Annotated in this window: 7 protein-coding genes and 1 tRNA gene; 6 read left to right on the top strand and 2 right to left on the bottom strand. The window is 69.2% G+C overall.

The genetic code is table 11. From position 1 onward, the window contains the following. Positions 1-198 precede the first annotated feature (198 nt). A complete protein-coding gene (locus ACIQIB_RS27015) occupies positions 199-4,524 on the top strand; it encodes a DUF3320 domain-containing protein (RefSeq protein ID WP_400761198.1) in 4,326 nt (1,441 codons plus the stop codon). A gap of 657 nt (positions 4,525-5,181) precedes the next feature. Beyond that, positions 5,182-6,015, top strand: coding sequence for a hypothetical protein (locus ACIQIB_RS27020; RefSeq protein WP_400761200.1), 834 nt, complete (start codon positions 5,182-5,184; stop codon positions 6,013-6,015). Between the two features lie 205 nt (positions 6,016-6,220). Here ACIQIB_RS27020 and ACIQIB_RS27025 read toward each other — a convergent pair whose 3' ends face one another. Beyond that, entirely contained in the window at positions 6,221-6,562 is a 342-nt protein-coding gene (locus tag ACIQIB_RS27025; RefSeq protein ID WP_400761201.1) for a helix-turn-helix domain-containing protein, read from the bottom strand. Between the two features lie 174 nt (positions 6,563-6,736). Here ACIQIB_RS27025 and ACIQIB_RS27030 point away from each other — a divergent pair, with 174 nt between their 5' ends. The 4 genes from ACIQIB_RS27030 (at position 6,737) to ACIQIB_RS27045 (ending at position 12,193) form a co-directional block, all read left to right on the top strand. After that, a complete protein-coding gene (locus tag ACIQIB_RS27030) occupies positions 6,737-7,648 on the top strand; it encodes a hypothetical protein (RefSeq protein WP_400761204.1) in 912 nt (303 codons plus the stop codon). Positions 7,649-7,651: 3 nt separating this feature from the next. Further along, positions 7,652-9,061, top strand: coding sequence for a hypothetical protein (locus ACIQIB_RS27035; RefSeq protein WP_400761206.1), 1,410 nt, complete (start codon positions 7,652-7,654; stop codon positions 9,059-9,061). 219 nt (positions 9,062-9,280) lie between these two features. Next, a tRNA-Arg gene (locus ACIQIB_RS27040) sits at positions 9,281-9,353 on the top strand. 332 nt (positions 9,354-9,685) lie between these two features. Next, positions 9,686-12,193, top strand: a complete 2,508-nt coding sequence (locus tag ACIQIB_RS27045) for an ABC transporter permease (RefSeq protein WP_363606907.1) — start codon at positions 9,686-9,688, stop codon at positions 12,191-12,193. Positions 12,194-12,257: 64 nt separating this feature from the next. Here ACIQIB_RS27045 and ACIQIB_RS27050 read toward each other — a convergent pair whose 3' ends face one another. Beyond that, complete coding sequence (locus ACIQIB_RS27050) at positions 12,258-13,115, bottom strand: phosphatase PAP2 family protein (RefSeq protein ID WP_400761208.1); 858 nt, start codon at positions 13,113-13,115, stop codon at positions 12,258-12,260. Positions 13,116-13,548: the final 433 nt, after the last annotated feature.

Here is a 13,548-nt window from a genome sequence, read left to right on the forward strand (position 1 = left end):
AGTTGCGCTCGCGTCACACACCACGGTCTACCGGATCAGGACCCGCCGCGAAGGTGAATCACACAGATTGATCACGACCGAATACGCGCCCTAGTACCCGTTGAGCTACGCCGAGACCGCAACGGTCGCTCACGTCTTCATGCTGCCGAGGATCAGGACGCCATCCACAACCCCGCACTCGCCGTCAAGCTCGCCCGGATGGGAGTGGACTGGACTTCCGTCGGAAAGGCCGACGTCTCCGATCTCGGTGCGGTGCTCGCGGCGGCACGGCGCATCGCTGCCGGCCGACAGGGCTGGACGGTGAACGAGCGGGTCGTACTCAGCCTGTTCGCCTCCCACAAGGAGGCGATGTACCAGGACCTGCAGCAGAACGAGGAGAAGATCCTCGCCCACCCCCTGGTCCGGGCGGTAGCCCTGGGACCGGATGCAGGGCTCCCCGGTGACCTCGTCGGCTTCGACCCGCCCAGCCTGGACCGGATCGACGACGTTCAGCCGCCCGAGCGCACTCCCCTCGTACTGGACGCGGACGCCTCCCAGCGGCAGTGCATCGCGGCTGCCCTCGACGGCCGCTCCTTCGTCGTGAGCGGTCCTCCGGGGACGGGCAAGAGCCAGACGATCACCAACCTGATCGCCGCACTGATCCACGCCGGCCGCACCGTGCTGTTCGTCAGCGAGAAGGCGGCCGCGCTCGACGTCGTGCGCAACCGCCTGAGGGACGTCGGCCTCGCGGACTTCGTCCTCGCCCTGCACAGCGGTGACACGTCCAAGAAGGCCGTGGCGACCGAGCTGGGCCGGGTGCTCAGGACCGAGGTACGTGCCAACGGCGCCGCCGCACACGAACTCGACAAGGCTCGTGAACTCCGTGAGGCCCTGTCCGCGTACGCGACCGCGGTGAACGAACGCCGCGAACCCCTGGGACGCACGCTGCACGATGTCCTCGGACGCCTGGTCATGTTGGAGCGGGGAGACGCCGGCCAGCCGGGAATGCGCCTCGACGGAGCTCGGATCAGCCGGGAGCTCTCCGCCTCCACCTTGCAGCAGATGCTCGGCGCGGCAGAGTCGATCAGCCGCGCCTGGCGCCCGGCCGTCGAGGGCGAGGATTTCCTGTGGCGACAGCTGATCGGAGCGTCACCGCTTGACGTACTGGCACAGGCGGACGACGCGCTGGAACAGGTCGAGGCGGCGTGCCGACGGCGTCCCCTCGCCGAGTCCGAGAGCGAACCGAGTAGCGCCCGGGAGCTCACGGCACTGATTGAGACGCTTCGCGTAGGACTGCCCACAACCGCCGCCCCGGCTCAGACCTCGCTGCCGGACGATCCGTCGGCCATGCTCGCCGAACTGGCCGACGCCTTCGGCATGCCCAAGCCCACGACCGCAGCAGCAGCCTTCAACATGCTGGAACTCGCCGACCTGGCCGGAGCCGATCACCGGCCACTCGCCGCCTGGCTGGATGCGGGAACCTTGGCGCGTGTGGAAGCGGCGACGGTCGAACTGGCCGGAGCCGTCACCGCAAAGCGGGCGGCGGCGGAGCGGGCTGCCGACGTGTTCGGCGACCAGGTGCTCAAGGCCGAGGATCTGGAGGCTCTGGTGCAGCGGTTCGCCGAGCAGCACCACGGTCTGCTGGTCCGCTTCTCCGGCCAGTACAAGGCCGACCGGGCCGCTGTGGCCGCCCTGACCAAGACCGGTGCCTGGCACAAGGATCTGCCCCGCCGACTCGGTGACGCGCTTGCCTGGCAGCAGGCCACAGCCAAGGCCGCCGCACTGCTCAGCGACCACGGATCCTTGCTCGGCCACTACACCCCGCGGGACGCACTCGGCTTCGACCGACTTCAGCAGGCCCTGACAACCACCCGGCGCGTCGTTGCTCTCTCCGCAGCGGCCGACCGACCGGATCTGGTGGCGGCCCGGGTCGCTGACGGCGCTGCCGCCGATCCTCAGATCCCGCTGCTGGCTCGTGCGGTACGTGGTGCTCTGACGGGCTGGTGCGACATTGCAGACCGGCGACTCCGTCGATGGACCGAACAGGTCGGCGCGCTGATCGGGCTCTTCGCCGACTCCCGTACCGTCCAGCTGTCACTCCAGCTGTCGGGCACCTTCGGACAGGCGCGTGCCTTGGTCGACCGGCTGCTCCAGGACCCGCAGGGCGCGGAGGAATGGCGCGCGTTCAGCGCAGGCTTGGAACAGCTGCGCCCGCTGCGCATCGACGAACTGGTGACGCGCAGTGTGGAGCGGGGAGTCGCGGCGGCGGACTTCCCTGCGGTCGTCGAAGGTGCACTGCTGCGAGCGTGGGCCAACGCCGTGCTCGACGCGGATCCCCGGCTGCGGGTCAGCCGCTCGACCGACCTGGACGCGAGGACCGAGGACTTCCGGGAGGCCGACCGCCGGCTGGTCGCTGCAGCCAGAGGCGCAGTGATCGGGGCGGTCAACAGCCGTCGGCCTCGCAGCTTTGCCGGCGGTTCCGCGGCCGTGATCGCACGGGAGGCCGAGAAGAAGACCCGTCACATGCCGGTCCGAGACCTGCTGTCCCGGACCGGTGAGGTGGTGCGGCTCGTCAAGCCCTGCTTCATGATGAGCCCGCTCACTGTCAGCCAGTTCGTCCCGGCCGACTACCAGTTCGACGTCGTCATCTTCGACGAGGCGTCTCAGGTGCGGCCCAGCGACGCGGCCAACTGCATCTACCGTGGTACGGCCCTGATCGTCGCGGGAGACGAGAAGCAGCTCCCACCGACGTCGTTCTTCGACTCAGCAGTCGGAGACGACTCCGACGAGTGGGACGAGGACCTCCCCGACAGCTTCGAGTCGCTGCTTCACGCCTGCCGTGCCGGAGCAATGCGCACGCTGGACCTTCGCTGGCACTACCGCAGCCGTCACGAGGACCTGATCACCTTCAGCAACCGTTCGTTCTACGGCAACTCGATGGTCACCTTCCCCGGAGCCCATGAGTCCGGCAACCACGTCGGCGTCGAGTTCTTCCGGGCCAATGGTGTCTATGACCGCGGCGGGCGCGCAGACAACGTGGTGGAGGCAGAACTGGTCGCACAGCGCGTCCTGCACCACTTCGACACCCGCCCCGGCCAGAGCCTGGGCGTCGTCGCCCTCTCACAGGCGCAGGCTTCCGCCGTCGAACTCGCGGTCGAGCAGGCCCGCCAGGCACGCCCCGACCTGGACCGGTTCTTCACCGAGGACCGACTCGACGGCTTCTTCGTCAAGAACCTGGAGTCGGTCCAGGGAGACGAGCGCGACGTCATGATCATGTCGGTCGGCTATGGGCCGGACCAGCACGGCAGAATGTCGCTGAACTTCGGCCCCATCAACCGGCCGGGCGGCTGGCGCCGCCTCAACGTCGCCGTCACCCGCGCCCGCTACCGCATGGAACTCGTTGCCTCCTTCGCCGGGGACGAGCTCGGCGACAGCGACAACGAGAGCGTCCAGCACCTCAAGCGCTACCTCCAGTACGCCCAGCACGGCCCGGCCGTCCTCGCCCAGCAGGTCGTTCAGGACGAGGCGGTGCCGGAGAGCCCGTTCGAGGAGTCGGTGCTGGAAGTGCTCCAGGACTGGGGATACCAGGTGCAGCCGCAGGTGGGCGTGGCCGGATACCGCATCGACCTCGGCTTGAGACACCCGGACGCACTCGGCTCCTACGCTCTCGGCATCGAGTGCGACGGGGCCATGTACCACTCCTCGAAGGTCGCGCGCGATCGCGACCGGCTGCGCGAGGAGATTCTGGCGGGCCTCGGATGGAAGCTGTACCGGATCTGGGGGACCGACTGGTACCGCGACCGTGTCGGAGCGCAGAGCCGGCTGCGGGCCGCCGTCGAGGCAGCTGTTGCCAAGGCGCCCGGTGCGATGACCCCCACCCCAGCGCCCGCCCCGGCAGCGGCACCCGGAGTGGGGCGCCAGCCGGACCAGAACGTGGACCGCCCGCACGGTGAGCCGGAGCGGGTTGCCGTCGACGCCGACCACGCACGAAGGTGGGCGGCGCCGTACCGTACGGCGCAGGTTCAGACCTTCTCCAGGTACGACATGCACACCGTGGAAGCGCGGCCCGAACTGCGTCGACTCCTGTCCGCCGTCCTGAAGACCGAGGGCCCCATCCACGAGGACCTCCTGATTCTCCGCGCACGTGAAGCCTGGGGTGTGGCCCGCTCCGGCAGCCGGATCCGCGACAACATCCAGGCCGTGCTGGCCGGCTTGGTGCGTGCCGGTAGCGCCAGGAAGATCGAGTCGGGCGTCTACGGTCCTGCGGGAGACGCCCCTCTGCTAGCCCGCACGCCTGACGCGCACGGGCCCCGCAAGGTGCTGCACGTGCCGTCGGCCGAGCGCCGACTTGCTCTGTACGAACTCGCTTCGGAGTGCCCGGGCATGAGCCGGGAGGAACTAGTCCGGGCAGCTTGCGACTTCTTCGGCTGGGGGCGCCTGGGAACCGACATCCGTTCTGCGCTGGAGGCCGACATTGCTCAGATGTTCAAGGACAGGCGGCTGACCGGTACAGGCGACTGCATTACGGCCGTGCCGCTGAGCTGACGAAGTCGGACCGCAGAGGCCTGCGGCTTTCTGCTCACGCAGTTCCTCGCAGTGTTGGGTGGGCTCGATGAGGACGAGCGCGCGGCCCCGATTCCTGCGAGCGCTATGGGGCCGGCGTGCGGGGGCCATCTGCCGTTGCTCGCATGACACGGTTGTGGTCGGCGGGGCTGCAGCAGGCGTGGCCGACCTGCCGCGTGTCCCTTCGTAGATGCGGCAAGGCCATCGGGCCTCGCGGCCTGATCGCCCTTGAAGTACTTGCCGCTGTGGTCCAGGCCGAGGCGTTCGGCGCCCCCGCATCGCCTGGGTGCGTGGTCAGGCCCTTCCTCTGCGGTATTGGACTGGATGACCTGGTGCTCGATACGGCAAAGTTCGAACCTGATCGAGAGGTCGGAATCACTCTTGAGAGGGAACTTTCAGCCCCGTTTTTCGCGAGACAGGCTGGCGTCCATCATTGCCTCTGAGGTGTCACTAGACGCCGCCCGGTTGCTGATTGGGCGCTGATTTCCCCGCATGCTTCCTTGTGCCGCATGGGGTCATCCCGCCGATATGCGGCACAAGGATGCATGCGGCCACGTGCGACGTGAGCGCGCGAGTGGATGCCGGGCGCATGGGGGAGGTCTTGGTGAGGCTTGCGACCGCGACTTTGCTGCCTCTAGCGTGATCACTGCGACGCCCGCTCAGACCTTTGGGGAGATTCGTATGGCCGGCGCATCTGAAGGTATGCGCGCGACGAAGCAGGTGCTTCCAACCGCACGTGTGCACCCGCCGAACGCCATCAAGCTGGCGAACGCCGTCGTGGACCTCAGCGGCGAGAATATCGAGCCCGTCAAGATCGAGGATGCCGCAGACCGGATCGGTATGAGCCGACAGCATGCAGCTATGGTGCCTCGTTTCATGATCTCGTGCGATCTGATGATGGCCGCAGACGGCGGAAAGTACGCCCCGACCACTGGACTTCTTCGGTTCTGTCGTCTGTGGAAGCAGGGTGGAGACCGCCAGCCGGCCCGGGAAGCGCTCGGCGAGATCCTCGGTCGTTTGTGGTTCGCCACAGAGGCGCGATCGCTCCTTGCGTCGGGTCCGCGACTCGTCGAGGACCTCACCGAACGGCTCCGCCTGGCGGCCGGGGTGGACACGAACAAGAACAGTGCAGTGGCCCTGGCCTACCTGGTCGAATGGATGATTATCGCGAACCTCGTGCGACGGGACGAGAAGGGCCAGATCGTCCTGCCGATGCCGGCTCGGGAATCCCGGAATGAGGAGCCGATGAGCACTGTCGGAGCTGAAGGAAAGGTGCCTCTGCAGGCGAAGTCCGAGGATCGACAGGAGCGCCGCGCCTCATCATCGACTGCTGACGAAGTCTCGTATGCCGTTAGTGTGGATATTCGGTTGACGCCTGCAGATATCGCACTGTTCGATCCGAAGGAATTCTCTGACATTATGATTGCGATGTGCAAGGTCATGCGAGTGCAGGCGGCTGAAGCTGTGGCCTAAAGCCGGAGCGCCCGAAGAGGTCGAATCTGCGAGGATTTCGTAACTCTTCGGACGCTCCAACGGGTGGCGGCTGGTCCCGAGCAGGCCTCTGGAAACCTTTGCATCGGAGGGTTCAAGTCCCTCGCCATCCACGTGACGAACATGATGCCAGTTCTCTAGCGGGCACCTCGCCGCCTCGGCGGCGGTTTCCTGCTGTTTTCCATGGCTAGCCGATAGCGGATTCACCCGATTGGGTGGTTCGTTGTGGCAGGCTGGCCAGTCCGGGCCACAGCTCGATGTCGAAGACGACCTCGAGTCGGGCGAGCGTCCCCAGATCCGGAAGCACCTCTCCGCGCAACACGCGCCCGATCGTGGTGTGCGTGAGGCCCGCCTCGTCGGCCAGAGTGCGCAGGCTGTGCCCGGAGGAGTGGAGTGCCGCCTCAAGGTTCCGGGCAAGAGCCTGCGAGTAATGGGCGCTGGCCGGCGCGTCTTCCCGAAGCTCTGCGCGTGGCCATGTCCCGGAGCTGACGTACTCCTTCGGGACTTGGTCGTTGCTGCTTCGGGGCATGCCGAGATCATCCCATGTACCCACGGCTCCAATCCCTTCCGGTTGCCGAGTCGCGATACGACTTCCACGATGGTGCAAGTATGCACCGCACTCTATGTGGAAGAGCAGCCATGTCCCTCGCTTTCGGGCAGATGTCGCCGCGTGTCATCGCCGCCACATTGGTGGGCAGTTGGCATGGCTGAGAGCGTGGCCCTGTTGGACGCTGTGGGTGACGTCCTCGCTGCATGGCACCTCGACACGGAGCGCGGCGCGCTGTCCGTTCAGTCCCTGGACAAGTTCGGGTTGCTGATCGGCCGGTTCAGCCGCTTTGCAGCAGCGAACGGTGTAGAGCTCGTCGGGGAGGTTTCCGAAGCCCTCGCGGACGACTTCATCCATGCTCGGGGCAGGACTCGCCATGGACGGATCGATGACGTTTCCCTGTCCACCAGGCACCTTCGCCGCTCCGTCCTTCGGATGTTCTTCCGAGCCGCTCGTCAGCTGGGGCTGGCCGACAACGATCCGACCTGGAGTATCGAGCTGCCTCCCCGCACCGGGCAGTCAGCGAGGCCGCTCACCACAGAGGAGGCCGCCTGCTGCCGCCTCTTCGCAGAGTCGACGGCTGACCGCACCAGGCATGCCGCCGTGGCTGCACTGGCGTTGGCGGGAGCCAACACTGGTGAGATCGGCCATATCTGCGGAACAGACCTTGATCTGGAGGCCAATCGAGTATGGGTTCACGGGTCCAGCAAGACCGACGAACGATGGTGCGCCCTCGATGCCTGGAGCAAGAACATCCTCGTTCTGCGCATTCACCAACTGGCTGGACGGTACCCGGCGTCCCGTCGCCGAGAGCCGCTGGCAACCAGCCGTCATGGCAGTGATGCTCAACGCCAAGCGCGGGCCTGTGTGGCCCTGCGGGATGTTCTCGTGCAGGCAGGATTGGGGCGCGAGAGCGACCTCAAGCCCGCATCCGTCACGGCGCATGCCGGCCTGACTGCATTCACGGCGAGCGGCCGCATCGAGGACGCGGCCCGCCTGCTCGGGCTCAGGTCCCTCGACCGGGCTGCAGCGGTCATCGGCCACCACTGGCGTGACGGGAGTGGCTGACGCGTGCCTACGGACATCTTCGGAGAGGCCGTCCCCAAGGGGGAGCGATCACCGCGCAAGAGCTCAAGGGACAAGGACGCGGTCACTCGCGATGACTGGATCGCAGCCGTCGCCGCTCACCCTGCCGTTTACGAACTTGCCCGCCTCATCTCCCCGCACACCCCCAAGAATGTTGGACGCCCCGGCCACTACCCGCCCTATGTCTACGTGATCTTCAACGCCCTGACCATGGTGTTCGGCTCGGCGCGGAGTACCGCGGCACACCTGCAATGCGGTGAGATCTGGGGTCGCGTCCGTGAGGGTGTCGCCGCCAACCTCGGAAAACAGGAGGCCGATGCGTTACCGGCCTGCGGCCCCACCAGGCACCACTGGCTCTACAACCGTACGCGGCTGCTGTTGCCCCGCCTGGCCGACCTCCTGGAGGCTCATCGGGCCTTGGCGGTGCGGCAGGCAGAGGCCCAAGGCCTCCTTGACCCTGGCGCCCCCAAGAACTGGTCCAATCCGATGAGGCAGCAGCTCATCGTCGGTGACGGCACGGTGGTCAAGGCGCCCACGGCGGCCACTGCCGCCGAGACAGTCGACACCACCACCGGCGAAATCAAACGCCACCGCTTCGATCCTGGCTCCGGCCTACATGCGGAGAGCGGGGACAAGACGATGGTGTGGGGGCCCAAGTTCGTCCTGTTCTCTGCGCGCGGCGACGACTACCGCGACCGCGTCATCCTCGAAGCGCGCCATCAGCCCGCCGGCCAGGAGGGTGGTGAGGCCCGGGTGGCCCTCGACGGTCTCAGGGAGCTGTTCCGGGAAGCCCGTGGTGCCCTCGGTACGGTCTGGGATGGCGCTTTCCGTGGGGTTCATCGTGACGAGATCGCTCGCCAGGGCAAGTTGGTGGTCAACAAGCAGCACGGCACGTGCGGCCCGAGGCGCCTCGTGCCCTATCTCGGTTCCAAGTGCCGTCATGACCTGTGGGCCGTCGACGGGCGGGTCGCCGAGCGTCGCACCACCGAAGACGGCACCAGCGAGAACATCCAGTTGCCGGTCGTCAAGCTCGAGCAGCGGCCCTCCGTCAACGATTGCCGGTGGTACCACCTGCTTCGGATCCCGTGCCGCCACGGGGACCACAAGGTGCGCATCCGGGTGGCCACCAATGCGAGCGACGAGGACCTGGGGCAGATCAACCGCCCCGAGTGGCTCCGCCAGATCCCACCGGGCACCAGAGCCTTCCAGAAGCTCGCCGGCTACCGGGCAGACGCGGAGTCCACGAACGCCTCTCTGGACAGGCGGCTCTGGAACGGTCGCATGATTGCCTACGGCGCTCCCCGGCAGACCCTCGTCATGCTTGGATTCGTGATGGCGGAGAACGCTGCCAGCCGTGCCCTCCACCGTCGACGGAGTGGATCATCCGCCGGGTAGGTGCCCACCGGCAGGCGGCTCGTAGCTCGACTCGCAAACCCGCACCAACATCACGGCGCTGGTCCGCTAGGCTGTCCCCAGGTCCACCACGGGACTCCGCCAGCTGCGCCACCTGCATGGGTGTCGCTGGTTCCGGAGCCTGCGAGGGGCCGATCGACTTGTTGGGGCCTTGGCCGCAGACTCCGGTGGGAGTTTTCTACAAGGATTTCGACACGTCCCGCCTCAGTAGCTCAGGGGATAGAGCACGGCTCTCCTAAAGCCGGTGTCGCAGGTTCGAATCCTGCCTGGGGCACAGAGAACGCACAGGTCACAGGCCCTCCGCCCACCCGGGCTGGAGGGCCTGTGGCGTTCCGGCGCACATGCGGTACACGTGGTCGGGGCGGGGCCGCCCGGGAAGCGCCGCCGCCCCCGCCGCCGGTTCGCCGGCCATGGGCCCGGGCCGGGTTTCGGGGGAGGTGAGGGTCGGCCTACGCCCGGGGGAGGAGGCCGGACGGGACGGGGTCCGCCTCGGGGATGATCAAGGAACCGACGTTGTGGCGACGGAAGCGGACGCTGTCGCTCCGTAGGCTCTTCATGATCCTGACGGCGCATCATGGCTGATCAGAGGCGTGAAACCGAGGAACGATGACGACGTACAGGTACACCATGGCCGAGCTGCGCGGACAGCTTCGGCAACTGCTCCTCACCGGGGCGGCGATCGCGATGGGCGTGGCCTTTCTGATCGCCTCGGTCAGCGGGAGCGGGGCGCTGGTGGACTCCTTCAGCCAGACGGCGGCCGCCGAGGTGGGGCCGGGCGATCTCCAGGTGACCGGGGCCACGGCGCAGAGTGTGCTGGACGAGGGGACGGCCGCCCGGGTGCGGCAGGTGGCCGGGGTGACGGAGGTCTCGCTGCGGCAGACCGGCAGGGGTGGCGTACTGACCCCGGCCGGTCTGCCGCTGGACGAGACCGCCGTGGTGAGCTCCGTGGCGTCCGACCCGGCCCTGCGGTGGCAACTGCTCAAGGACGGCCGGTGGCCGGGCGGCCCCGGCGAGGTGCTGCTCGACGCCGAGACCGCGCGGCGGATCGACGCCGCGCCAGGTGCGGACGTCCGGCTGGCCCTGGCCGACGGCGGCACCGCCACCGTCCGGCTGGTCGGGACCCTGGACGGGCGCGGCGCGCCCAGCTTCGCCGGCCGGCCCGTGGTCGCCGTCCCGGACGGGCAGGTGGAGCGGTACGCGACCGGCGTCAGCGGCACCCGGCTCGACCTCCGCCTCGCTCCCGGCACCTCCCGCTCGCAGACCGCCGAGGCGCTGCGCGGCGTCCTCGACGGCCAGACGGAGGTCCGCACCCGGGAGGCCTCCGTCGCCGAGGCGACCAAGCAGAGCCGCACGCTCTACGGGGTGGTGCTGATAGCCGCGCTGTCGTTCGTGCTGATCGCCCTCGCCGTCGCGCGCATGGTGGTCAGCAACACCTTCGCCGTCGTGCTGGCGCAGCGGACCCGTCAGCTCGCCCTGTTGCGGTGTGTCGGCGCCGACCGTGCCCAGATCCGGCGACTGATCCGTCGTCAGGGCCTGTTGCTCGGCGCGGGCGCGTCGGCCGCCGGAGTGCTGCTCGGCACCGGGTTGTGCGCGGTCGGGACGGCGCTGGCCGGCACCGTCGACCTCGGACCGGTGCACCTCTCGCTCATGCCGTCCCCGCTCACCTGTGTGCTGGCCGGGCTGTTCGGCGTCGCACTCACCGTTCTCGCCGTACGCGGCCCGGCGAAGGCCGCCGCGGCGGTGCCGCCGATCGCCGCGCTCGGCGGCGCGCACAGCGCCGGCAGCGGTACGGCCCGGCTGCGCGCCGCCGCGCTGTCCGTGCTGCTGCTGGTGGCGGGCGTCGGTCTGCTGGCGGCCGGGGTGGTGGCCGGACCGCCGTTGTCGCTGCTCGCCGTCACCCTCGGTGCGATCAGCAGCTTCTTCGGCGTGCTGCGGCTCTGCCACCGACTGCTGCCCGCGGTCGTCGCCGCGCTGGGGGCACCGGCCCGACGGCTCTGCGGCACGGCGGGGCGGCTCGCCACGCAGCAGTTGCGGCTCAACCCGGCCCGGACCGGGGCCACCGGGTCGGCGTTGCTGCTCGGTGTGACGGTGATGGTCAGCGCCGTCACCGCGCTGGAGATCACCTCCAACTCCCTGGTGCCGGCGTTCTCCGCCCGCCAGCCCGGTGTCTTCTCGGCCACCGCCACCGGTGGTACTCCGCTGCCCGCCGGGGCGGTCACCGCGCTCGGTGCGGAGCCCGGACTGATCGTCACACCCGTCCGCTCGGCCACCCTGGAGGTCGACGGCCGCAGTCTGCTCGTGGCCGGCGCCGACCCGGCCCGGCTCAACGCGACCGCCGACGGCGTCGACCGGGCCCGCGCGCTGGCCGACGGCGCCGCGCTGACCGGCTTCGGGGACGGTCCGGCGGGCACCGGTGCGGCCGGTGCGCACCAGGTCGCGGGGGCGGTGGGACAGCCCGGCACCACCCTGCGGGTCGAACCCGGGCGCAGCGCCCTGCCGTTCACGCTCCAGACCGGGGCCGCGCTGTTCGTGACCCCGGCGACCATGGAGCGGCTCGCCCCCGGTGCGGCCGTCACCACGGTGTGGATCAGTCCCGCCGAAGGCACCGACCGGCTCACCGCCCGCCGGGCGATGGACCGGGCGCTGGGCGGATATCCGCACGTCGACGTCGTCGACACGGCTGCCCAGGCCGAGACCATGCGTTCGCTGCTCGACCGGATGATGCTGATCACCATGGCGCTGCTCGGCTTCTCGGTCCTGATCGCCGGGCTCGGTGTCGCGGCCACCCTGATGCTCAGCATCAGCGAGCGTGCCCGGGAGATCGGCATGCTGCGGGCGATCGGGATGTCCCGGCAGCAGCTGCGCCGGATGCTGACCCTGGAGGCGGTGCTGCTCTCGACGGCGGGCGCGCTGGTCGGTACCGGCCTCGGGCTGGCCTACGGCTGGGCGGCCGCGCGGTCGGTCACCTCCACGCTGGGGACGACCGGTGGCCCGCCGGTCCTGCTGGTGCTGGCGGCGCTGGTGCTGACGGTGCTGACCGGGCTCGCCGCCGCCGTCCTGCCGGCTCGGCGGGTCGGCCGGATGACCGTCGTGGCCGCGATGCGGGCGGTCTGACGGCCGGCCGACGAGGACAGCCGAGCGCGTGGCCGCCGTCCGGAGCGGCCACGCGGCAGGCGCGTCAGCGGACCGCGCTGTCCGGGTGGCCGGTGCCCTCGTCGAGGGCGTTGTCGTAGGCATTGCCGAGAGTGCTGCCGAGGGTGCCGTCGAGGGCCGGGCCACCCGGGGCGGGGCCGGCCGGGGAGACGAGGACGCGCTGGACCCGGGGTCTGGTCCGCCAGTTGACCCGTCGGACGTCCCGGGCCAGGGCGCCGGGGCGCCAGAGCTCGATGACGGTGGTGACCGTACCCAGCACGATTCCGGCGGCCAGCCAGCCACCGAGGACGTCGCTCGGCCAGTGCACCCCGAGGGCGGTCCTCGTCCAGCCGATCGTCAGCACGGTCACCGCGGCGACGGCGCAGGCGGCGATGCGCCCGCCGCGCCCGACCCGGGGCCAGAGCAGCCCGACCAGGACGGCGCAGGTGGTCGCGGAGGCCATCGCGTGACCGGACGGGAAGGCCGGGCCGCCGGCGTGTGAGACGGGGTCGCTGAAGTGCGGCCGCTGACGGTCGAAGGAGAGCTTCAGCAGCCACTGGCCACCCCAGCCGACCAGGGTCTGCGCGACCACCCAGCCGGCCAGCACACGCGCGCCGATCAGCCAGAGCCAGAGGGCGGCGATGCCCAGCAGCGTACGCATGGTGATCGTGCCGCCGATGTCGGAGAGCGTCTGCACCGCGGCCGTTCCGGCGGTGTGCTCCCGGGCGTAGCGGTGCATCCGGTCGATCCAGCCGTGGTCGAGGGCGCTGAGCGGGTGCCAGCCGGTCTGCACCAGGGCCGCCAGGACGCCGAACAACGCGGCACAGCCGACCGCGAGTGCCGAATACCGGAGCAGGCGACGGTCACGCGGGGTGATGGTGGATGCGCTGTTGGTCAGGTGCATGGCTGACACCTTCCCAGTGCGCCGGGCCGATCGGGCAGCGGGGTGATAGCGATTTTGCATCTTTTGTGCGGAGAACTTGCGCACGCCGGGGTGTGTGCGCCGGTGAAAGCGAAGGCGCTCGCCGTCGGGTCCGGCGGCAATGTTGGCCGGACGGTGCGGGAACGTGGGCGGCGGCCCATGGGTTCACGATGTGGAGGAGTTGCGAAGCGGTGTGCCGCAACGGGGTGTCTGTTCCGAATCGGCCGCCCGATTGGCACCCGATGTGTCGGGGCGGTCACCCTCCGTCCAAAACCGGGGTGAAAATCGGCAGGATACTGCATCGCTGGAAGAATCTGAGCGACTTGGGAATGTTGTCCGGAATCTGTTCGTTAGATCGTTACGTGTGAGCCCTGCGGGGCCCGCATTTCTTGCCCTCTCGGGGCAGGCAGGCAGA

Origin of the sequence: Kitasatospora sp. NPDC092286, assembly GCF_044755565.1 — a bacterium.
GTDB lineage: Bacteria > Actinomycetota > Actinomycetes > Streptomycetales > Streptomycetaceae > Kitasatospora.

Excerpts from the sequence above, each read along its gene's own strand:
- ACIQIB_RS27025 (WP_400761201.1), bottom strand. The coding sequence starts at position 6,562 with ATGCCCCGAAGCAGCAACGACCAAGTCCCGAAGGAGTACGTCAGCTCC.
- ACIQIB_RS27015 (WP_400761198.1), top strand. The coding sequence starts at position 199 with ATGGGAGTGGACTGGACTTCCGTCGGAAAGGCCGACGTCTCCGATCTC.
- ACIQIB_RS27050 (WP_400761208.1), bottom strand. The coding sequence starts at position 13,115 with ATGCACCTGACCAACAGCGCATCCACCATCACCCCGCGTGACCGTCGC.
- ACIQIB_RS27045 (WP_363606907.1), top strand. The coding sequence starts at position 9,686 with ATGACGACGTACAGGTACACCATGGCCGAGCTGCGCGGACAGCTTCGG.
- ACIQIB_RS27030 (WP_400761204.1), top strand. The coding sequence starts at position 6,737 with ATGGCTGAGAGCGTGGCCCTGTTGGACGCTGTGGGTGACGTCCTCGCT.